The sequence below is a fragment of the Streptoverticillium olivoreticuli subsp. olivoreticuli genome, assembly GCF_003391135.1.
In the GTDB taxonomy this organism is placed as follows: Bacteria; Actinomycetota; Actinomycetes; order Streptomycetales; family Streptomycetaceae; genus Streptomyces; species Streptomyces blastmyceticus.
Genome location: NZ_CP031455.1, coordinates 6,142,485 through 6,163,304 on the forward strand (window position 1 = coordinate 6,142,485; position 20,820 = coordinate 6,163,304).

The window sequence follows — 20,820 nt, forward strand, 5'->3', positions numbered from 1 at the left end:
GCACCCGGAAGGCCCCAAGAGGTCACCAAATACGGTGTTATCTCGTCCTAAGCAAGACTTTGGACGAGGAGGCACTCCATGCGGGGAGTCGCGCGCGCCCGGTGGGTCGTCTGTGCGCTGTCGGTGGCGCTGGTGGCGTCGGGCTGCGGGGGAGGCGGGAGCAGCGGCGGTTCCGGAGTGGTGCGGGCCTCCTGGGGCGACCCCCAGAATCAGCTGGAGCCCGCCAACACCAATGAGGTCCAGGGCGGCAAGGTGCTGGACATGATCTTCCGGGGGCTCAAGCGCTACGACCCCCGCAGCGGCGCGGCCGAGAACATGCTGGCCGACAAGATCGAGACGTCCGACCAGCAGAATTTCACCGTCACCGTCAAGGACGGCTGGACCTTCAGCAACGGTGAGAAGATCACCTCGAAATCCTTCGTGGACGCCTGGAACTACGCGGCCCTGGTCGACAACAAACAGAAGAACGCCTCCTTCTTCGCCTATGTCGACGGCTACGACAAGGTCCACCCGACCAGCGGCACGGCCACCGCCAAGACCCTCTCCGGCCTGTCCGTGAAGGACGACAGGACCTTCACGGTCAAGCTGCGGACGAAGTTCTCGACCTGGCCCGACACCCTCGGCTACGTCGCGTACGCCCCGCTGCCCGCGGCCTTCTTCGAGAACCACGCGGCCTGGCTGAAGAAGCCCGTCGGCAACGGCCCGTACCTCGTCGACTCCTACGACAAGGGCTCGTCGATGAAGCTCTCCAAATGGGACGCCTATCCCGGCCCCGACAAGGCGCAGAACAGCGGGGTGGAGCTGCGGGTCTACACCGACAACAACACCGCGTACACCGATCTCCAGGCGGGGAACCTCGACCTGGTCGACGACATTCCGAGCGCGCAGCTCAAGAACGTCAAGAACGACCTGGGCGACCGCTACATCAACCAGCCCGCGGGCATCATCCAGACGCTGGCCTTCCCGATGTACGACCCGGCCTGGTCGAAGAGCGGACTGGAAAAGGTCCGCAGGGGCCTTTCCATGGCCATCAACCGCGACCAGATCACCGATCAGATCTACCGGAAGACCCGGACGCCCGCGACGGACTGGACCTCACCGGCCCTCGGCGACAAGGGCGGCTACAAGGCGGGTCTGTGCGGGGACGCGTGCAAGTACGACGCCACCGCCGCGAAGAAGCTGATCCAGGACGGCGGCGGGCTGCCGGGCGGCCGGATCACCCTCACCTCCAACGTCGACACCGGCTCGCACCGCGTGTGGATGGACGCCGTCTGCAACAGCATCAACAACGCCCTGGGCAACGACCGGGCGTGCACGGTCAACCCCATCGGCACCTTCGCGGACTTCCGGGCCCAGACCACCGAGCAGCGGATGACCAATCCCTTCCGCTCGGGCTGGCAGATGGACTACCCGCTCATCCAGAACTTCCTGCAGCCGCTCTACTACACGGACGCCTCGTCGAATTACGGGAAGTTCTCGGACCCGAAGTTCGACAACCTCGTCGACGAGGCCAACGCCGAGAGCTCGGCCGACAAGGCGAACGCCAAATTCCAGGACGCGGAGAAGATCCTCGCCGAGCAGATGCCGGCCATTCCGCTGTGGTACCAGAACGGCAGCGCCGGCTATTCGGAGCGGCTCTCCGACGTCACGCTCAACCCCTTCAGCGTGCCCGTCTACGAGCAGATCAAGGTCGGCTGACGAGCCTTCGTACGGACCGGGCCCGGCGCCCCGCCGCCGGGCCCTCCCGCCACGACCCCCGGAGCCCCCATGGGACGGTATGTGATCCGGCGGCTGCTCCAGATGATCCCGGTGTTCATCGGCAGCACGTTCCTGATCTTCTTCATGGTCTACACCCTGGGCGACCCCGTCGCCGCGCTCTTCGGCGACAAGGCGCCCGACCCCGCGACCGCCGCGCGCATCCGCCAGGAGCTCTATCTCGACGAGCCGCTGTGGAAGCAGTACCTGCACTACATGGGGCAGATCCTCACCGGTGACTTCGGCACGGCGTTCAACGGCCAGAAGGTCACCGAGCTGATGTCCAACGCCTTTCCGGTGACCCTGCGCCTCACGCTCGTCGCCATCGTCTTCGAGATCGTCGTGGGCATCGTGCTCGGCGTCCTCAGCGGGCTGCGGCGCGGCCGCTCCGTGGACACCTCGGTGCTGCTGCTCACCCTGGTCGTGGTCTCCATCCCGACCTTCGTCAGCGGCTATGTGCTGCAATTCCTCTTCGGCGTGAAATGGGGGCTGGTGCCGCCCGCGGTCTCGCCCGAGGCACCGGTCGACGAACTGATCCTGCCCGGCGTGGTGCTGGGCCTGACCTCGCTGGCGTACGTCACCCGGCTGACGCGTACGTCCATCGCGGAGAACTCCCGCGCGGACTACATCCGCACGGCCGTGGCCAAGGGTCTGCCGCGGCGCCGGATCATCACCCGGCACCTGCTGCGCAATTCCCTGATCCCCGTGGTCACCTTCATCGGCACCGACGTCGGGGCGCTGATGGGCGGCGCCATCGTCACCGAGCGGATCTTCAACATCCACGGCGTCGGCTACCAGCTGTTCCAGGGCATCCTGCGGCAGAACTCGCCGACCGTGGTGGGCTTCGTGACGATCCTGGTCATCGTCTTCCTGCTGGCGAACCTGCTGGTCGACCTCCTCTACGCCGTGCTCGACCCGAGGATCCGCTATGCCTGAGTCCCTTGAGCCACAGGACGCCATCACCCCCGCCGGGGGCGGTGCGATGAGCCTGGCGACCAGCGAGGCGGAGACGCTGGAGAAGGGGCCGCCGCCGTCCGGCGGCGTGCCCACGGGCCGGCCCCGCAGCCTGTGGTCCGACGCCTGGCAGGACCTCCGCCGCAACCCCGTCTTCGTGGTCTCGGCGCTGATCATCGTCTTTCTGGTCCTGATCGCGATCTGGCCGGAGATGATCGCGAGCGGGAACCCCCTCCAGTGCGACCTCGCCAAGGCCCAGGACGGTTCCGCGCCCGGTCACCCCTTCGGCTACGACGCGCAGGGCTGCGACGTCTACACCCGTACGGTCCACGGTGCGCGCGCCTCCATCACCGTCGGCATCTGCGCCACGGCCGGTGCCACCCTGCTCGGCAGCGTGCTCGGCGGGCTCGCCGGGTTCTTCGGCGGCTGGTGGGACGCGCTGCTGTCGCGGCTCGCCGACATCTTCTTCGGCATCCCGATCATCCTGGGCGGGCTGGTCTTCCTCTCCGTGGTCACCAGCGGCTCGGTGTGGCCCGTCGTCGGGTTCATCGTGCTGCTGGGCTGGCCGCAGATCTCCCGCATCGCCCGCGGCGCCGTGGTCACCGCCAGGCAGAACGACTACGTCCAGGCCGCGCGGGCCCTCGGCGCGGGCAACGGCCGGATGCTGCTGCGGCACATCGCGCCCAACGCCGTCGCGCCGGTCATCGTCGTGGCGACCATCGCGCTGGGCACCTACATCGCCCTGGAGGCGACGCTGTCCTTCATCGGCGTCGGCCTCAAACCGCCCACCGTGTCCTGGGGCATCGACATCTCCAACGCCTCCGTCCAGATCCGCAACGCCCCGCACATGCTGCTGTGGCCCGCGGGAGCGCTGAGCATCACGGTGCTGGCGTTCATCATGCTCGGCGACGCGGTGCGCGACGCCCTCGACCCCAAACTGCGCTGAGGAGCGGGCGGATGGAGCACCAGGAAGCACAGCCGGTCCTGCTGGACGTACGCGACCTCCAAGTGGAGTTCCGCACCCGCGACGGAGTGGCCAAGGCGGTCAACGGCGTCAGTTACAGCGTCGGCGAGGGCGAGACGCTCGCCGTGCTGGGGGAGTCCGGGTCGGGCAAGTCGGTGACCGCGCAGGCGATCATGGGCATCCTCGACTCGCCGCCGGGCCACATCACCGGCGGCCGGGTCTTCTTCCGCGGCGAGGACCTGCTGACCATGCCCGCCGAGACGCGCCGCCGGGTGCGGGGTGCCAAGCTCGCCATGGTCTTCCAGGACGCGCTGTCCTCGCTCAACCCCGTGCTGAGCGTGGGCGCCCAGCTCAGCGAGATGTTCGAGGTGCACGAAGGGATGACCCGCAAGGATTCCCGGGCCAAGGCGGTCCAGCTGATGGACCGGGTCCGCATCCCGGCGGCCAGGGAGCGGGTCGGCGACTACCCGCACCAGTTCTCCGGCGGCATGCGCCAGCGCATCATGATCGCGATGGCGATCGCCCTGGAGCCGGACCTGATCATCGCGGACGAGCCGACGACCGCCCTGGACGTCACCGTCCAGGCGCAGGTGATGGACCTGCTCGCCGAGCTCCAGCGCGAGTACAACATGGGGCTCATCCTCATCACCCACGACCTGGGTGTGGTGGCGGACGTCGCAGACAAGATCGCCGTGATGTACGCGGGCCGGATCGTCGAGACCGCCCCCGTCCACGACCTCTACGCCGCGCCCGCCCACCCCTACACCCGCGGCCTCCTCGACTCCATCCCGCGCCTGGACCGCAAGGGGCAGCAGCTCTACGCGATCAAGGGCCTGCCGCCCAACCTGATGGCCATCCCGCCGGGCTGCCCCTTCAACCCCCGCTGCCCCCGCGCCCAGGACATCTGCCGCACCGACCGGCCACCGCTCTTCGCCGTCGCCCCCGGCCGGACCAGCGCCTGCCACTTCTGGAAGGACACCCTCGATGAGAGCTGACGGCGAGGTGATTCTGGAGGTACGGGACCTCGTCAAGCACTACCCGCTCACCCAGGGCATCCTCTTCAAGCGGCAGGTCGGCGCGGTCCAGGCGGTCTCCGGGATCTCCTTCGACCTGCGGCGCGGCGAGACGCTCGGCATCGTCGGCGAGTCCGGCTGCGGCAAGTCCACGGTCGCGAAGATGCTGGTCAACCTGGAACGGCCGACGAGCGGGCAGATCCGCTACAAGGGCGAGGACATCACCAAGCTGTCGGGGCGCGCGCTGAAGGCCGTGCGGCGCAACATCCAGATGGTCTTCCAGGACCCGTACACCTCGCTCAACCCGCGCATGACCGTCGGTGACATCATCGGCGAGCCCTTCGAGATCCACCCCGAGGTGGCACCCAAGGGCAGCCGGCGGCAGAAGGTGCGCGACCTGCTGGACGTCGTCGGCCTCAACCCCGAATACATCAACCGCTATCCGCACCAGTTCTCCGGCGGCCAGCGCCAGCGCATCGGCATCGCCCGCGGCCTCGCCCTGCGCCCGGAGGTGATCGTCGCCGACGAGCCGGTCTCGGCCCTGGACGTCTCCGTACAGGCGCAGGTCGTCAATCTGCTGGAGCGGCTCCAGGACGAGTTCGACCTGTCGTACGTCTTCATCGCGCACGACCTGTCCGTGGTGCGGCACATCTCCGACCGGGTCGCGGTGATGTACCTCGGGCGGCTCGCGGAGGTCGGCACGGACGCGCAGATCTACGAACACCCGACGCACCCCTACACCCAGGCGCTGCTCTCCGCCGTGCCCGTGCCGGATCCGCGCGCGCGGACGCGCCGGGAGCGGATCCTGCTGGCCGGTGACGTGCCGTCGCCCGCGCATCCGCCGTCGGGGTGCCGCTTCCGTACGCGGTGCTGGAAGGCGCAGGTGAAGTGTGCGGAGGTTGTGCCGCCGCTGGAAGTGCCGGATTGGTTCCGGGAGGGGGGTGGGGGGTCGACGCATGAGTCTGCGTGTCATTTCGCTGAAGAGCGGGATGTGTTGCCCCCGACGGAGGCTGATCCGGGCTGAGGTCCGTGGCGCCTGCGGCGGGCTTTGTTCCCCTGTCCCGCCCCTTCCCGTAACTGGGGCTTCGCCCCAGACCCCGAAGCACGCTTCGCGCGCTGTCCTCAAACGCCGGACGGGCTGAAATCAGCCCGTCCGGCGTTTGAGGACAAGCGGCGCAGCCGCTTCAGGGGGTCCGGGGTCTCCCTGGTTTCGGGAAGGGGCGGGGCTGGGGAAAAATCAGCCGGACAGGGCCGGGTCCAGGACGACGTCCTGGGTGCGGGCCGTCGTGGAGCCCGCCTCCGGGAAGTGGCAGGCCGTCAAGTGGCCCTCCGCGTTGCCCTCCAGCCGTACCAACGGCGGCTCCTCCGCGCCGCAGCGCGGCTCCGCCTTCCAGCACCGCGTACGGAAGCGGCACCCCGACGGCGGGCTGATGGGGGACGGGACGTCGCCCGCCAGGCGGATGCGTTCGCGGGGCGTGCCTGCCGAGAGCGCCTCCGGGACCGCGGACAGCAGCGCGTGCGTATAGGGGTGGCGCGGGCGGCGGTAGATGTCGTCGCGGTCGCCCACCTCGACGATGCGCCCGAGGTACATCACGGCCACGCGCTGCGAGAAGTGCCGGACGACGGCGAGGTCGTGGGCGATGAAGAGGAACGCGATGCCCAGCTCCCGCTGGAGGGACCGGAGCAGGTTGACCACCTGCGCCTGGATGGACACGTCGAGCGCGGACACCGGCTCGTCCGCCACCACCAGCCGCGGTTCCAGCGCGAGCGCGCGGGCCACCCCGATGCGCTGCCGCTGGCCGCCGGAGAACTCGTGCGGGAAGCGGTTGTAGTGCTCGGGGTTGAGGCCCACGGTCTCCAGGAGCTCCCGCACGCGGGCCTCGCGGCCACCCGCCGGGTGGATGCCGTTGATCTCCATCGGCCCGGAGACGATCCGGCCGACCGTCTGCCGGGGGTTCAGCGACGCGTACGGGTCCTGGAAGATCATCTGGATCTGGGCGCGGACCGGCGCGAGCTCCGTGCGGCTCGCGTGGGTGATGTCGCGGCCCTGATAGGTGATCCGGCCGGCCGTGGGCTCCAGCAGGCGGGTGAGCAGCCGCCCGGTGGTGGACTTGCCGCAGCCCGACTCGCCGACCAGCCCGAAGCTCTCGCCCGCGCGTACGGTCAGGTCGATGCCGTCCACGGCCTGCACCGCGCCCACCTTCCGGCGGAACGGGAAGCCGCCCATGACCGGGAAGTGCTTGGTCAGCCCCTCGGCGACGAGCAGCGGCTCGCCCGGGGACACCTGCTCGCTCATGGGACTCCTCAGGCCGGTCGGGGCTTGGTCTGCTGGGGGAAGGCCGTCCGCTGCCGGGCGGCCGGGAGGTGGCAGGCGGCGCCGCGGCCCGGGGGCAGCTCGGGGCGCTCCGTGCGGCACCGGTCGCCGCCGACCTCGGCGACGTGGGCGCAGCGCGGGTGGAAGGGGCAGCCGGGCGGCGGGTTGAGCAGGCTCGGCGGGGTGCCGGGGATGGGGACGAGGGGCTCCTCGACGTCGGAGTCCAGCAGCGGCATGGAGCCCAGCAGCCCCCAGGTGTAGGGGTGGCGGGGCTCGCTCAGCACCTCGCGGACGGTGCCGCGCTCGACGGCCCGGCCCGCGTACATCACCAGCAGCTCGTCCACCGTGTGGGCGACGACCCCGAGGTCGTGGGTGATGAGGATGATCGCCGAACCGGTCTGCTGCTGGAGCTCCTTGAGCAGGTCGAGGATCTGCGCCTGCACGGTCACGTCGAGGGCCGTCGTCGGCTCGTCGGCGATCAGCAGCTCGGGGTCGCAGACGAGCGCCATCGCGATCATCGCCCGCTGGCGCATCCCGCCGGAGAACTGGTGCGGGTAGTCGTCCACGCGGAGCGCGGCGTTGGGGATGCCGACCTTGTCGAGCATCTCGACGGCGCGCTGCCGGGCCTCGCGCCGGGTGGCGCCGGTGTGCTTGCGGTAGGGCTCGGCGATCTGGCGGCCGACGGTGTAGTACGGCGAGAGCGCGGTGAGGGAGTCCTGGAAGATCATGGCCATCTTGTTGCCGCGGAGCTTCTCCAGCACCGATTCGGGCGCGCCGGTCAGCTCCTGTCCGTCGAGCAGGATCTCGCCCCTGATCTCGGTGTGGCGCGGGTCGTGCAGCCCGAGGACCGCGAGGTTGGTGACGGACTTCCCGGAGCCGGACTCGCCGACGATGCCGAGCGTGCGGCCGCGCTCCAGCTCGAAGCCGAGCCCGTCGACGGCCTTGACGACGCCGTCCTCGGTGTCGAAGCGGACGAACAGGTCCCGTACGGACAGGAACGCGCCCTCGGATGTGGTCACGGTGGGGTTCTCCGTAAAGTGTCAGGCGAGGCGCACGCGCGGGTCGATGACGGCGTAGGCGGCGTCCACGACGATGTTGGCGACGACGATGGCCGTGCAGCCGACGAGCATCACGGCCATCAGGGTGGGCAGGTCGGTCTCGCTCACCGAGGAGACGGCCAGCCGCCCCAGCCCGTGCAGGCTGAAGGTGAACTCGGTGATGATCGCGCCGCCGAAGAGCGACCCGAGGTCGATGCCGAAGATGGTGACGATGGGGGCGAGCGCGCCCCGCCAGGCGTAGCGGAAGAAGACGGCGCGCCGGCTGAGGCCCTTGGCGCGCGCGGTGCGCACATGGTCCTCGCCCAGCTGCTCGATCATCTGGGAGCGCGTCATGCGGCTGTAGTTGGCGATGAAGATGATGGAGAGCACCAGCCAGGGGATGAGCATCCCCATGAACCACTTCCCGGGGTTCTGTGTGATCGGGTAGTAGGCGGGGTTGTCCATCCAGTGCAGCCCGCTGACGAGGACGGCGAGCGCGATCACGCCGACGAAGTAGATCTGGAGGGCGTTGCCGACCAGCGACAGGGAGCTGAAGAACTTGTCGATCCAGGTGCCGCGGAAGGCGGCGGCGATCATCCCGATGCCGACGCCCACGAAGAGGAAGACGGCCGCGCCGCCGAGGGTGATGGACAAGGTGGTCGGGAAGCGGTCCACGATGGTGCCCCAGACCGGCTGCTGGTTGGAGAAGGAGTAGCCGAAGCAGGGGGCCGGGCAGTGGCCGACGGTGAAGTCGCGGCCGACGAAGATGCCCGTCATGTAGTGCCAGTACTGGACGGGCACCGGCTGGTCGAGCCCCAGGTTCTTGTTGATGACGGCGATGGCGTCCGGGGTGCAGTTCTTGCCGCAGGACATCAGGGCCGGCTCGGAGGGCAGCGCGAAGAAGAGCAGGAAGGTGATCGCGCTGATCAGCAGGATGATCACGATCGCGCCGAGCGAGCGGCGGGCGAGGAATCGAAGCATGGGTCGCGGTCTTCCGGTCGGCGGTGCGGGGCCGGCGAGGGGTGCGGCCGGGCCGGCGGGCGCCCGGCCGCACGGGAGCGGGCGCTATTTGACGTAGACGGCGGTCGGGTCGACGGTGCCGTAGACCGGGTGGTAGCGGACCCCGCCGAGGTTCGAACCCCACAGCGAGAACTGGCTGTTGTAGAAGGTCGGCACGCCCGGGACGTCGTCCGTGAAGATCTTGTCGGCGAGCTTCTGCCACTCGGGCGCGGCCTTCTTCACATCCGGGACGGCGCCGATCCGGTCGATCTCGGAGTTGACCGCGGGGTCGTTGATGTGGCCGTAGTTCTGGCCGCCGTCGGCGATCTGCCGGCCGTCGAAGAGCGGGGGCACCACGGTCGAGGAGACGGGCCAGTCCGCGCCCCACGAGGTGCGGTAGATGTCGAACTTGTTCTTCACCTCGGCGATCGCGGTCCGCCAGGTGTTGGAGTCGATCTCCTTCTTCTGCACCTTGAAGCCCGCGCGCTCCAGCGCCTGGGTGACGACCACGGAGACCTTCTGCTGGATGTCCGTGTTGGGGTAGGCGTAGACGATCTCCTGCCCCTCCTTGCCGGCCTCCTTCAGCAGCTCCCTGGCCTTGTCGGGGTCACCGGCGGGCTTGGCCTTCTTCCCGTACGGGTCGGTCGGCTTGTAGCCGTCCATGGCGGGGGAGAGGTAGTTGGTGGCCAGCACCCCGGCGGTCGCGCCGCCGACCTGCTGGAGGATCTGCCCGTTGGGCATGGCGTACGCGAGGGCCTTGCGGACCTTGACGTCCTTGAGCCGGTCCATGTTGAAGCTGATGTAGTCGACGTACGGCTGGATCTCCACGAAGCGGCGGGCCTTGGTGTCCGCCTGGTTCAGCACCTTCTCGGTCATCTCCGGCGCGACGGCGTTGGTGAACGACAGGGCGTTCTTGTCGCCTCCCTGGTCGGCGAGGAAGCGGCGCGTGGAGTCGGCGAACTGATGGCCGAAGCTGATCTCGAACCGGTCGGCGTACTGGTGGCGGACCGGGTCGGTCTTCGGGTCCCACTGGTCGTTGCGCACCAGCGTCAGCGACTTGCCGACCTTGTAGTCCCCGACCTTGTACGGGCCGGAGGAGAAGGGCGCGTTGTCGTACTTCCGCTGGGTGTCCTTCGCCGCCTTGACCGGGCCGATGTTGGGCATCGCGGTCGCGAACGGGGCGTCGGCGTGCGGCGCCAGGAAGTGGAAGACGATCGTCTTGTCGTCCGGGGTGTCCAGCACGGACGCGGGCAGGTGCTTGCCCTTGTACGGGCCGTCGGGCAGCGCCTTGCGGAAGGCGACGCCGTCGCCGGAGAGCCACTGCGGGACGTACTGCGGGCCGTCCGTCTCGAAGTCGGCGTAGAGCCGCTCGATGCCCCACCGGATGTCCTGGGAGGTGATCGGTGAGCCGTCCTCGAACTTGAGCCCGTCCTTGAGGGTGAACTTCCAGGTCTTCCCGCCGTCGGAGGCGGTGCCGGGGTCGGTCGCCAGATCGCCGACGATCTTGACCTGGCCCTTGTCGTCCACCTTGTACGAGGTCAGCGTGCGGTTGTAGAGCATCTGGTTGGCGAGCATGTCGTTGTAGTAGATCTGCGCCGGGTCCAGGTGGACGAAGGCGTCGCGCTGGAGGACGCCGACGGTGCCGCCCTTCTTGGCGCCCGGGACGTCGGGGGCGGGGCCGGCCGAGTCCGCCTTGGTGCCGACCGAGTAGTTCGAGGACTTGTTCTTGTCCGTGCCGGGCCCCTCGTCCTTGCCGCCGCCCCCGCCGCCTCCTCCGCTGCTGCACGCGGAGAGCACCAGGGCCCCGGCCGCCAGGGCCACGGCGGTGGACAACCGGGCTCCGGATCTGCGGTATCTCGTCAGCGGGTTCATGGGTCGATGCACCTGCCTGTCCGTCGATAACTGGTAGGGCACTGCGTCAGCGTCCGGTCCTGGGATCGAAGGCGTCCCGGACCGAGTCCCCGAGCAGGTTGAAGGCGACCACGAAAACGATCATCGCGAGGCCGGGGAAGAAGATGTAGGTGATGTCGCTCTCGTAGTAGTGGGCGCCGTTCGCGAACATCCGGCCCCAGTCGGGCGTGGGCTCCACGATGCCGACGCCGATGAAGGACAGGCCCGCCTCGACGGTCACGATCGAGGGCAGCATCAGCGTCGACTGCACCAGGATCGGGGTCCAGAGGTTGGGCAGCAGCTCCTTGCTGATGATCCGCCAGGGGGAGGCGCCGGTGACCTTGGCCGCCTCGACGAACTCCCGCTCCCGCAGGCTGAGCACCTGCCCTCGCAGCAGTCGCGCCAGCCCCATCCAGCCCAGCACCCACAGGACCAGGATCAGGGTCACCACCCGCAGATAGGTGGGCGTCTCCTTTTCCGGGCTGACGAAAAGGGAGTAGACGACCGGTGTGAAGGCGATGAAGGACAGCTGGGAGGGGAAGGCCAGCAACAGGTCGATGAAGCGCCCCAGGAAATAGTCCGTCCGCCCGCCCAGATATCCGGCCGTCACCCCCACCAGGACGCCCGTGAGCACGCACAGGACGGTGGCGGCGGTCGCGATGAGCAGGGACGTGCGGATTCCGTAGACGAGCTGGGAGAGCACGTCACGGCCCAGGGTCGGTTCGATGCCGAACCAGAAACGGCCGGAAACACCGCCGTTGGGCTTCACGGGGTAGCCGAACTCGTTGAGCAGCCCCTGTTCGTTCAGCCCGTACGTCGTCGTCGCGTCCTTCCCGTAGACCTTGGAGATCAGCGGGGCCGCCACCGCGACGAGGAAGAAGAACAGCACCACGTACGCGGAGAGCACCCCCGCCCGGTCGCGCTTGAAGCGCCGCCACATCAACTGTCCGGGTGACCGGCCCGCCAGCTCCGGTTGTGCCACGGTGCCCCGGGAAGGACTCGTCATCGCGTAAATCCCCCGCACTGTAGACCAGTTGGCCCATCGCGGACCTGTGGAACGCACGGTGGGTTGACGCGGACTTTGGCAATGGATTCACGGCGCAGTCAAGAGGGCTGCGCTTGTCGGTGGTGCTTCTTTGGCGAAGGTTGAGGGGATCGAGCGCGGGCTGTGCTTGACAGCCCTGCCGGGCTTGGACGTGCCGCAGGTTGACGGTCGCCTGCGGCACATCGAGCCCGCCGGTCGGGGCCCCGTGCGAGTTCCGGCTACATGCCCAAGGACCGCTTGAGGAAGTCGACCTGGAGCAGCAGCAGGTTTTCCGCGACCTGTTCCTGGGGCGTCATGTGCGTCACCCCGGACAGCGGCAGCACCTCGTGCGGGCGGCCCGCGGAGAGCAGTGCGGAGGACAGCCGCAGGGTGTGCGCGGCGACCACGTTGTCGTCGGCCAGGCCGTGAACGATCATCAACGGCCGTGCCTGTTCGGCCGCCTCGCCCAGCCCCTCGTCCGTGACCAGCGAATTGCGGGCGTAGACCGCGGGCCGCTCCGCCGGGTCGCCCAGGTAGCGCTCGGTGTAGTGGGTGTCGTACAGCCGCCAGTCCGTGACCGGGGCGCCCGCGATGCCCGCGTGGAAGACGTCGGGGCGGCGCAGCACGGCCAGCGCCGCGAGATAACCGCCGTACGACCAGCCGCGGATCGCGACCCGGCCCAGATCCAGGGGGTGGTCCTCGGCGAGCGCCCGGACCGCCTCGACCTGGTCGTCCAGGGTCGCGCCCGCGAAGTCGTCCCGGATCGCCTTCTCCCAGTCGGGGGAGCGGTGCGGGGTGCCGCGGCCGTCGGCGACCACCACCGCGAAGCCCTGGTCGGCGAACCACTGCGAAGTCAGGTGGGAGTTGTGCGCGGCCACTACGCGCGGCCCGTGCGGTCCCCCGTACGGGTCCATGAGCACCGGGAGCGGCCCGTCACCCTCCGAATAACCGGTCGGCAGCAGGACGGCGCACGGGATGCGCCGCGCGCCCGCCTCGACGAGCCGTGCGCGGGAGGCCAGCACCGGCGCTTCCGCGTGGGAGGTGACCGTGGCGGTCCGTACGCCGTCGCGCACGACCCGAACCGTCGCCCCGCTGCGCTCCAGGGACGTCGACACCAGGACGGTGACGGCGCCGGAACGCACCGCCGAGTGCCACCCACGGCCCTCCGAGACGCGCTCCACGCCCTCCTCGCCGACGCGGTAGACATGGGTCTCACCGGTCTCCGGGTCCTTCGCCCCGGGCCCGGCGGAGGCGGAGACGAGCAGGTCGTCGGCGCCGACGTCGAGTACGGCGCGCACGTGCAGCCGCGGTCCGGTCAGGGTCCGGTCACCCACCGCCAGGGCCCGTACGCCGCCCTCGTCGGAGATCCGTACGAGCCGGCCGTCCGGGGTCCACGCGGGCACGCCAGGGAAAAGATCCAGCCACTTTCCGTCCTCCTCCGTGTGCAGGACGTGGGTCTTGCCGGTCGCCGTATCCACCGTCAGATACACCTGGCTGCGCTGGTCGCGCGCCTGTGCGAGCAGCAGTGGGGGATGCCCCTCCGACCAGTGCACCTGTGCGAGATACGGATAGTGCTCGCGGTCCCACTCGACGTCCGTACGGGAGCCGTCCAGACCGAGCAGGGACAGCGTGACCAGGGCGTTCGGGGTGCCGGCGGCCGGATAGGCGACCTCGGCGGGCTCCCGGTCGGGGTTGGCGGGGTCGGCGATCCACCAGCGGCGTACGGGCGCGTCGTCCACGCGTGCGACCAGCAGGGACCGCCCGTCCGGCGCCCACCAGAAGCCCCGCGTCCGGTGCATCTCCTCGGCCGCGATGAATTCGGCCAGCCCCCAGGTGACCGTGGCACCCTCCGGCCCGGCCAGGGCGCGGTCACCGCTGCCGTCCGCCTCGACGACCCGCAGCACGCCATGGGCGACATAGGCGATCCGGCGGCCGTCGGGCGACGGGCGCGGGTCGGCCACCGGGCCCGGAACCACCAGCTCGCGGGCGGTCCCGCCGCGCAACTCCGCGATGAACAGCCGCCCCGAGAGGGTGAACGCCGCCAACTCCACTGCGCTGTCCACCGCATAGGCGACAACGCCCCCCGCGCCCTCGCGGATGCGCTCGCGCCGTGCCCGCTCCTCCGCGGACAGTTCCTCGTCGGCGCCGCCGAGCAACACCGCGGGATCGGCGGCCGGATGCTCCCGTCCGGTGCCGGGGTCGAGCACCCACAGAACGTTTGCCCGATCGACACCGGTGCGGGAGCGCAGGAAGACGACACGCGAGCCATCCGGCGACACGGTGAATGCGCGCGGCGCGCCGAGCGAGAAGCGCTGGGTTCTGGCGTACTGCCGTGGGAACGTGAGCTGTCCGGTCATGCCGGTGAGCCTACGGCGGGGCGGCGCGATCTCGCCGTGCGCCCCGGATTTGCTCCTGTGCACCGAGTGAGGTCGGGGCACCGGAAAGTTATGATCACTGACGCATAGTTGGTATGTCGCGGCTGGCATCCGTATGTCATCCGCCCCTTGTCCGTCCGACCGCGCGTACATGGAGGTGAACCGCTGTGGCACTCTCGATTTCGGCGGTGGTGCTGCTGGCGATCATCGTCTTCCTGCTGGTCCGGAAGTCCGGGCTGAAGGCGGGCCACGCCGCGGTCTGCGTGCTGCTGGGGTTCTACCTCTCGAGCTCGTCGATCGCCCCGACGCTCAACCAGCTGACCAAGAGCGCAACCGACGTCATCAGCAACATCAAGTTCTGACGGCGGCCCGTGGGCGCCGGCGACAGTGCGGGCGGGCGCCCCGCCGGGCCGATCGGGCTCGTAGGCTGTTCCCATGACCGACAGCTTCCCCTCGACGGGCCGCCGGCTGCTCCTGGTGCACGCGCACCCGGACGACGAATCGATCAACAACGGCGCGACCATGGCCAAGTACGCCGCCGAAGGGGCCCGTGTCACCCTCGTGACCTGCACCCTGGGTGAAGAGGGCGAGGTGATCCCGGGAGGGCTGGCCCACCTGGTGGCCGACCGGGACGACGCCCTCGGGCCGTACCGCGCCGGCGAGCTCGCCGACGCGATGCGGGAGCTGGGCGTCACCGACCACCGCTTCCTCGGCGGCCCCGGGCGCTACCGCGACTCCGGGATGATGGGCGCCCCGCAGAACGAGCGCCCCCAGTGCTTCTGGCGGGCCGATGTGGACGAGGCCGCCACCTCCCTCGTGGAGGTGATCCGCGAGGTGCGGCCCCAGGTGCTGGTCACCTACGACCCCGAGGGCGGCTACGGCCACCCCGACCACATCCAGGCGCACCGCGTCGCGATGCGCGCCGTGGAGCTCGCGGGCGAGCCCGCGTTCCGCCGCGACCTCGGCGACCCGCACGAGATCGCGAAGGTCTACTGGAACTGCGTGCCGCGCTCCGTCCTGGAGGAAGGCTTCGCGCGGCTGCGCGAGCAGGGCTTCGAGAAGCCCTTCCCGGGCGTCGCCTCCCCGGCGGACGTGCCGGGTGTGGTCGACGACGCCGAGGTGACGGCGGCCGTCGACGGCTCGGCCTTCGCCGCGGCGAAGGCCGCCGCGATGCGTGCCCACGCGACGCAGATCGCGGTGGACGGCCCCTTCTTCGCGCTCTCCAACGACCTGGGACAGCCGCTCTTCGTCACCGAGTGCTACCGGCTCGTGCGGGGCACCGCGGGTGCCGCGCACGAGGACGACCTGTTCGCGGGGGTGGACGCGTGACCGGCATGGCCTCTCCGCTCGGCGCCGGGCGCCTCGGCGGCTACCTCGGCCTGGCCGTCCTCGGGGCGCTGGCCGGGGTCGCCGGATCGCTCGTGCAAGGCGGCTGGTTCCCCGGCGGGTTGATGCTGGCTCTGCTGGCCATCGCCGGGCTGAGCTACGGCGGGCTCCTCGCGACCCGCGCCAGAGCCGGCGGGATGGCGCCCGGCATCGGCTGGATCGTCGCGGTGCTGCTGCTGACCACGAGCAGGCCGGAGGGGGACTTCCTCTTCGGTGCCGGACTGGGCTCGTACGCCTACCTGCTGGGCGGGATGGCCGTGGCTGTGATGTGCGCCACCCTCCCGAAACTGCCGCAACCGGGCGGGCCTTCAGTCCGACTTGGCAAGTGACGTGACGATTTCTGCCTGAGGAGAGCGAGGCGCGAAGACGCGCCCCGCGCTCCCTGTCGCCGGGGCGATCCGGCGGCCGTCAAGTGCGTGTCCGCGGTGCCCAGTATGGTGGTGCGCGCCGCCGAGCCGCCCGAACGAGGTCATGACGGGCGGCGGAGCCAACCGGGAGAGCCTGCTTTGAGCCGTGAATCTGACAGTTCGTCCTCCGGGCCCCAGGGGCGCGGTGGCGCCGCTTACCCGTCGGGGACCCCGCCGTACGGAACCCGCCACGCGTCCTCGGACGGTGGCGTCAGCGAGGAGCCGGCCGTGTCGCCGAAGCCGGAAGAGCCCAGGACCGAGACCACGCTGACGACGCGGATCCGCATCAACATCCCGGGTTCGCGACCCATTCCGCCGGTCATCATGCGCACGCCCGTCGGTGACGAGGCGGCCGCGGGCGACGACGCCCCCGCGGCGCCGGGTGCTCCGGCCGCGGCCGGCCCCGCCGTCGGTGAGCGCAAGCCCGCCCTGCCCCGCCGCCCCGAGCCGTCCGCGGCCCCGGCGCGCGCGGAGGCGGAGCGGCAGGGCGGCACGGGCGAGAAGGAGAAGGCGAGCGACTGGTTCGCGCCGCGCAAGTCCGGCCCGTCGGCCCCCGGCCCCTCGACCGGTGCGAACCGGCGGGCGGGTGCGCAGGGCGGCGCTGTCGGCGGTGCGTCAGCAGGCGGCTCCGGCGCGGCCGGTGGCGTGCCCGGCGGTCCGGCCGGTGTCGGCGGCCCGTCGAACGGCGCTCCCGGCGGCTTCGGTGGAGGTTCCGCTTCCGGTGGTGTCCCGGGCATGGGCGCCCCCGGACAGGCGCCCATGCCCGGCGCCCAGAACCCCTCCACCACCGCTGCCACCCCCTGGCCCGCGGACCCCATGGCCACGGGTGCGAACCCCGTGATGCAGGAGCCCCCGGCCGTCGCCGCGCCCGTGGACGACTGGCCGCTCGACCCCTCCACGACGAGCGCCACGCCCTGGCAGAACGGCGCCCCGGCCGCCCCGGCCGACGACTGGCCCGGCGGTTCCCAGACCACCGGTGCGAGCCCCTGGCCGGGCGCCGGCCTGGCCGCGCCCGCGCCCGCCCCCGCCGACGACTGGCCGCTCGACGCGTCCGGCGGCGGAGCCGCGCCCTGGCAGGGCAACGCCTCGGCGGCGCGCGCCGCGCGCCGTTCCGGTTCGCAGGTCGACGACTGGCCCGGCGGGTCCTCGACGACCGGTGCCACGGCGTGGCCCGAGGGCTCCTCGACGACCGGTGCCGTGCCGCAGCAGCCCACGCAGGGCGGGGCCGTCGGCGGCGCCGCGCCGTGGCCCGGCGGGGCTCCGGGCGACGCGTCCACCACGAGCAGCACGCCGTGGCCCGCCGACCCCTCCACGACCGGTGCCACTCCCTGGCCCGCCGACCCCATGGCCGGCGGCACCCCGGGCGCCTCCCCGGCGGCCGGTGCCGCGCCGTGGGACGCGGCCGTGGAGTCCACGCAGCAGTTCCCCGCGCCCACCATGGGCCAGGGCGCCGGCGCCGCGCCGTTCGCCCCCGCCCCGCCCGGTGGCGGTGCCTTCGCCGAGGGCCGTACGGACACGCCGCGCGAGGGCTTCCCGCGCGTACCGGGCCCGGCCACCGGCGCGCAGGCGGCGCCGCAGGCCCCCGCGGCCGCCAAGGCGCCGAAGCAGCCCAAGGGCGGCAAGGGCGCGGCCAAGAAGGGCGGCCCCAAGGTGCCCCCGCCCGCCGGGCAGAAGGTGGCCGGCGAGACGCTCGTCAGCGGCGTCCCCGTCGTGCCCCCGCCCGCGGGTCCGGGCGCGAAGGCGGCGCCCGTGGACAGCGGCGCGCCCCGCGTGGCCGTGCCGAAGCCGAAGGTGCCCGCACCGGGCGCCAAGCCGGCGGTCCCGGCCGCTCCGGCGGCCAAGAGCGCTCCCGCGAAGAGCGCCCCGAAGAAGAAGGGCCGCTCCAAGCTCGTCCTGGCCGGTGGCGCGCTCGTCGCGCTCGTCGGTGTCGCGTACGGCGCCGGGCTGCTGCTCGACCACGCCGACGTGCCGAACGGCACCACCGTGCTGGGCGTGGCCATCGGCGGCAGCTCCAAGGAGCAGGCCGTGCAGAAGCTCGACTCCGCGCTCGGCGACCGCGCGACCGCGCCGCTGAAGGTGTCGATCGGCGGCAAGCAGGCGACGCTCAAGCCGTCGGTGGCCGGGCTGACCATCGACACGCAGGCCACGGTGCGGGATGCGGCCGGGCGGGACTACAACCCGCTCACCGTCATCGGCTCCCTGGTCGGCGGCACCCGTACGGCCGAGCCCTCGATCGGCGCCGACGAGGAGAAGATCGCGGACGCCCTGAAGCGGGCCTCCGGCGAGACGGGCGCGGCCAAGGAAGGCACGATCAAGTTCGAGTCGGGCAAGGCCGTGCCGGTCTACGGGCAGCCCTACCAGGGCCTGGACACCGACAAGGCCGTCGCGGCCGTCGCCCAGGCGTACCGCGACCGCGCCGCCACCGGCCAGGACAAGACCGTCGAGCTGCCCAGCGCCGGGCAGCAGCCCAAGGTGGACAAGGCGGAGGTCGACCGGGAGATGGAGAGCTTCGCGAAGCCCGCCATGTCCGGCCTGGTCACCGTGCAGACCGATGCGACGCACAAGATCCAGTTCGGTCCCGAACGCTCGCTGCCGAAGATCCTTTCGGTGAAGGAGGTCAACGGCAAGCTCGTCGACTCCTACAACCTCGAAGCGATCAAGGAGCTGTACGGGACGGTCTTCGCCGGGGTCAAGATCCAGCGCGGTGACGGCAGCAGGACCGACGTCACCCCGCAGGATGTCGTAGGCCCCCTGCGCAAGGCCCTGATGGGCAAGACGCCCGCCGAGCGCATCGGCGTCATCCCGGTCAACCCGAGCTGACCGACGCCCGACGGCCCGTGCGAGCCCCCGTGCCCCACCCGGCACGGGGGCTCGCCCGTGTTCACCGCCGTGACCTGCTGGTTATCGGATCCATGACATCTGTCATCGGCAGTACACGACGGCTGACACTGCCGACCGGCGCCCCGGCCTGGAACCATCATCCGTATGACCACCACAATGAGCACGTTCACGGGGGAAGGGCGCCGCACCGGCGCCCCCGTGGTCAGCTTTGAGCATGTGAGCAAGAGCTTTGGCGAAGTGCGGGCCGTCGCCGATCTGGACCTCGAGCTGTATCCCGGGGAGACCGTCGCCCTGCTCGGCCCCAATGGCGCCGGCAAGTCCTCCACCCTGGACCTCCTCCTCGGCCTGCGCACCCCCGACGCCGGGCGCGTGGAGCTGTTCGGGACCACTCCGCAGCAGGCCATCGCGCGGGGCAAGGTCGGCGCGATGCTGCAGAGCGGCGGCCTCATGGAGGACGTGAAGGTCCGCGAGCTGGTGAAGCTCGCCTGCGACCTGCACCCCCGCGCCTATCCGCTGGAGCAGGTGCTGGAGCAGGCGGATCTCACCGAGATCGCCGACCGCATGGTCAACAAGCTCTCCGGCGGCCAGGAGCAGCGGGTGCGGTTCGCCCTCGCGACGGCCGGGGCCAACGAGCTCGTCGTGCTCGACGAGCCGACGACCGGGATGGACGTCACCGCCCGGCAGGCGTTCTGGAGCGTGATGCGGCAGCAGGCCCGGGAGGGCCGCGCGATCCTCTTCGCCACGCACTATCTGGAAGAGGCCGACGCGATCGCCGACCGGGTGATCGTGCTGCACCGCGGGCGGGTCCTCGCCGACGGTTCGGCCGCCGAGATCAAGGCCAAGGCGGGCGCCCGGCGCATCGTCTTCGACCTGGACGGGCACATCGGCGAGGCCGCGCTGCGCGAACTGCCGTTCCTCTCCTCCCTGGAGATATCCGGCCGCACCGTGCGCATCCAGTCGCACGACGCCGACGCCACCGTCCACGCCCTCTACGGCCTCGGTCTCTACCCGCGCAACCTCGAGGTCGCGGGCCTCGGCCTGGAGCAGGCATTCATCGCCATCACCGACGCCGCGACCGCCGAGGAGGCGGCCCGATGAACACGCTGATCAAGCTGGAAATCGTGCGCACCCTGCGCAACAAGAAGTTCATGTTCTTCTCCGTGCTCTACCCGGCGGCCCTCTATCTGCTGATCGCGGGCGGCGCGAGCACCACGGAGGTCGTCAAGGGCACGCACCTGACGCTGCCGCTGCTGATGATGGTCTCCATGGCCTCCTTCGGCGCGATCACCGCCGTGCTCATGGGCAACAGCGAGCGCATAGCCAAGGAGCGCGAGAAGGGCTGGGTGCGCCAGCTGCGGCTCACCGCGCTGCCCGGCCGCGGCTATGTGACGGCGAAGGTCGCCTCCGCCGCCGTGGTGTCGCTCCCGTCGATCCTGGTCGTCTTCGCCGTCGCCGCGGCCGTCAAGAACGTGCGGATGGACGCGGCCTGGCAGTGGTTCGCGCTGACGGGCGCGATCTGGGCGGGCAGCATCGTCTTCGCGGCCCTCGGCGTGGCGGTCGGCTACCTCGCCACCGGCGACGCCGTGCGCCCCATCACGATGATCATCTACTTCGGCCTGTCCATCCTGGGCGGTCTGTGGATGCCGACCTCGACGTTCCCGAAGTGGCTCCAGGACATCGCGGAGTGGGTGCCCACCCACGCCTACGCCGCGCTCGGCCAGGCCATCGAGCAGGGCAACGCCCCGCACATGAAGGACGTGTCCATCCTGGTCGCCTATCTTGTGCTCTTCGCGGGTGCGGCCGCCTGGCTGTACCGCAAGGACACCCGCAAGGCCTGACACACCCGGTGCCGGACGGTCGC

The 20,820-nt window shown here is 70.8% G+C and carries 17 protein-coding genes; 11 read left to right on the forward strand and 6 right to left on the reverse strand.

Translation table 11 applies throughout. The annotated features are described in order from the left end of the window. Positions 1-78: 78 nt before the first annotated feature. The 5 genes from DXZ73_RS27360 (at position 79) to DXZ73_RS27380 (ending at position 5,710) form a co-directional block, all read left to right on the forward strand. Positions 79-1,698 carry a peptide ABC transporter substrate-binding protein gene (locus DXZ73_RS27360; RefSeq protein WP_116213697.1) on the forward strand — a complete coding sequence of 540 codons (1,620 nt, stop codon included), beginning with the start codon at positions 79-81 and terminating at the stop codon, positions 1,696-1,698. A gap of 69 nt (positions 1,699-1,767) precedes the next feature. Further along, complete coding sequence (locus tag DXZ73_RS27365; RefSeq protein WP_116213698.1) at positions 1,768-2,691, forward strand: ABC transporter permease; 924 nt, start codon at positions 1,768-1,770, stop codon at positions 2,689-2,691. After that, on the forward strand, positions 2,684-3,655 hold the full coding sequence (locus DXZ73_RS27370; RefSeq protein ID WP_116213699.1) for an ABC transporter permease: 972 nt from the start codon (positions 2,684-2,686) through the stop codon (positions 3,653-3,655). The genes DXZ73_RS27365 and DXZ73_RS27370 overlap by 8 nt, the downstream gene beginning before the upstream one ends. 11 nt (positions 3,656-3,666) lie before the next feature. Next, positions 3,667-4,668, forward strand: a complete 1,002-nt coding sequence (locus DXZ73_RS27375) for an ABC transporter ATP-binding protein (RefSeq protein WP_116213700.1) — start codon at positions 3,667-3,669, stop codon at positions 4,666-4,668. After that, positions 4,658-5,710: an ABC transporter ATP-binding protein gene (locus DXZ73_RS27380; RefSeq protein WP_116213701.1), complete on the forward strand. Its 1,053-nt coding sequence runs from the start codon at positions 4,658-4,660 to the stop codon at positions 5,708-5,710. Before DXZ73_RS27375 ends, DXZ73_RS27380 begins: the two co-directional genes overlap by 11 nt. Positions 5,711-5,923: 213 nt before the next feature. Here the strand turns inward: DXZ73_RS27380 and DXZ73_RS27385 are convergent, their stop codons facing one another. From DXZ73_RS27385 to DXZ73_RS27410, 6 genes are all read right to left on the reverse strand, one after another. After that, positions 5,924-6,982 (reverse strand): ABC transporter ATP-binding protein, encoded by a 1,059-nt coding sequence (locus tag DXZ73_RS27385; protein ID WP_116213702.1) that lies wholly within the window; start codon positions 6,980-6,982, stop codon positions 5,924-5,926. 8 nt (positions 6,983-6,990) lie between these two features. Next, positions 6,991-8,019, reverse strand: coding sequence for an ABC transporter ATP-binding protein (locus tag DXZ73_RS27390; RefSeq protein WP_116213703.1), 1,029 nt, complete (start codon positions 8,017-8,019; stop codon positions 6,991-6,993). 21 nt (positions 8,020-8,040) lie between these two features. Beyond that, on the reverse strand, positions 8,041-9,018 hold the full coding sequence (locus tag DXZ73_RS27395) for an ABC transporter permease (RefSeq protein ID WP_116213704.1): 978 nt from the start codon (positions 9,016-9,018) through the stop codon (positions 8,041-8,043). 84 nt (positions 9,019-9,102) lie between these two features. Further along, positions 9,103-10,908 (reverse strand): ABC transporter substrate-binding protein, encoded by a 1,806-nt coding sequence (locus tag DXZ73_RS27400; RefSeq protein WP_116213705.1) that lies wholly within the window; start codon positions 10,906-10,908, stop codon positions 9,103-9,105. A 46-nt stretch (positions 10,909-10,954) separates the two neighbouring features. Beyond that, positions 10,955-11,932 (reverse strand): ABC transporter permease, encoded by a 978-nt coding sequence (locus DXZ73_RS27405; protein WP_116213706.1) that lies wholly within the window; start codon positions 11,930-11,932, stop codon positions 10,955-10,957. Positions 11,933-12,189: 257 nt separating this feature from the next. After that, positions 12,190-14,307, reverse strand: a complete 2,118-nt coding sequence (locus DXZ73_RS27410; protein ID WP_116213707.1) for a S9 family peptidase — start codon at positions 14,305-14,307, stop codon at positions 12,190-12,192. 185 nt (positions 14,308-14,492) lie between these two features. On the opposite strand from DXZ73_RS27410, the gene DXZ73_RS27415 reads away from it, so the two are divergent. The 6 genes from DXZ73_RS27415 to DXZ73_RS27445 all read left to right on the forward strand — a co-directional run bounded on the left by DXZ73_RS27415 (position 14,493) and on the right by DXZ73_RS27445 (position 20,797). Next, positions 14,493-14,687, forward strand: coding sequence for a hypothetical protein (locus DXZ73_RS27415; protein WP_116213708.1), 195 nt, complete (start codon positions 14,493-14,495; stop codon positions 14,685-14,687). Between the two features lie 73 nt (positions 14,688-14,760). After that, positions 14,761-15,654, forward strand: a complete 894-nt coding sequence (gene mshB / locus DXZ73_RS27420; RefSeq protein ID WP_116213709.1) for an N-acetyl-1-D-myo-inositol-2-amino-2-deoxy-alpha-D-glucopyranoside deacetylase — start codon at positions 14,761-14,763, stop codon at positions 15,652-15,654. Between the two features lie 5 nt (positions 15,655-15,659). Further along, on the forward strand, positions 15,660-16,040 hold the full coding sequence (locus DXZ73_RS27425; protein WP_116215892.1) for a DUF6113 family protein: 381 nt from the start codon (positions 15,660-15,662) through the stop codon (positions 16,038-16,040). 177 nt (positions 16,041-16,217) lie between these two features. Then, positions 16,218-18,938 carry a hypothetical protein gene (locus tag DXZ73_RS27435; RefSeq protein ID WP_425315869.1) on the forward strand — a complete coding sequence of 907 codons (2,721 nt, stop codon included), beginning with the start codon at positions 16,218-16,220 and terminating at the stop codon, positions 18,936-18,938. A gap of 165 nt (positions 18,939-19,103) precedes the next feature. Continuing rightward, entirely contained in the window at positions 19,104-20,057 is a 954-nt protein-coding gene (locus DXZ73_RS27440) for an ABC transporter ATP-binding protein (protein WP_116213712.1), read from the forward strand. Continuing rightward, positions 20,054-20,797, forward strand: coding sequence for an ABC transporter permease (locus DXZ73_RS27445; protein WP_116213713.1), 744 nt, complete (start codon positions 20,054-20,056; stop codon positions 20,795-20,797). The genes DXZ73_RS27440 and DXZ73_RS27445 overlap by 4 nt, the downstream gene beginning before the upstream one ends. Positions 20,798-20,820: the final 23 nt, after the last annotated feature.

Bases quoted from the DNA above. Each gene is read 5' to 3' on its own strand.
- DXZ73_RS27360 (WP_116213697.1), top strand. From the start codon at position 79: ATGCGGGGAGTCGCGCGCGCCCGGTGGGTCGTCTGTGCGCTGTCGGTG.
- mshB (WP_116213709.1), top strand. From the start codon at position 14,761: ATGACCGACAGCTTCCCCTCGACGGGCCGCCGGCTGCTCCTGGTGCAC.
- DXZ73_RS27425 (WP_116215892.1), top strand. From the start codon at position 15,660: ATGGCCTCTCCGCTCGGCGCCGGGCGCCTCGGCGGCTACCTCGGCCTG.
- DXZ73_RS27375 (WP_116213700.1), top strand. From the start codon at position 3,667: ATGGAGCACCAGGAAGCACAGCCGGTCCTGCTGGACGTACGCGACCTC.
- DXZ73_RS27380 (WP_116213701.1), top strand. From the start codon at position 4,658: ATGAGAGCTGACGGCGAGGTGATTCTGGAGGTACGGGACCTCGTCAAG.
- DXZ73_RS27365 (WP_116213698.1), top strand. From the start codon at position 1,768: ATGGGACGGTATGTGATCCGGCGGCTGCTCCAGATGATCCCGGTGTTC.
- DXZ73_RS27395 (WP_116213704.1), bottom strand. From the start codon at position 9,018: ATGCTTCGATTCCTCGCCCGCCGCTCGCTCGGCGCGATCGTGATCATC.
- DXZ73_RS27400 (WP_116213705.1), bottom strand. From the start codon at position 10,908: ATGAACCCGCTGACGAGATACCGCAGATCCGGAGCCCGGTTGTCCACC.
- DXZ73_RS27445 (WP_116213713.1), top strand. From the start codon at position 20,054: ATGAACACGCTGATCAAGCTGGAAATCGTGCGCACCCTGCGCAACAAG.
- DXZ73_RS27440 (WP_116213712.1), top strand. From the start codon at position 19,104: ATGACCACCACAATGAGCACGTTCACGGGGGAAGGGCGCCGCACCGGC.
- DXZ73_RS27385 (WP_116213702.1), bottom strand. From the start codon at position 6,982: ATGAGCGAGCAGGTGTCCCCGGGCGAGCCGCTGCTCGTCGCCGAGGGG.
- DXZ73_RS27405 (WP_116213706.1), bottom strand. From the start codon at position 11,932: ATGACGAGTCCTTCCCGGGGCACCGTGGCACAACCGGAGCTGGCGGGC.
- DXZ73_RS27370 (WP_116213699.1), top strand. From the start codon at position 2,684: ATGCCTGAGTCCCTTGAGCCACAGGACGCCATCACCCCCGCCGGGGGC.
- DXZ73_RS27410 (WP_116213707.1), bottom strand. From the start codon at position 14,307: ATGACCGGACAGCTCACGTTCCCACGGCAGTACGCCAGAACCCAGCGC.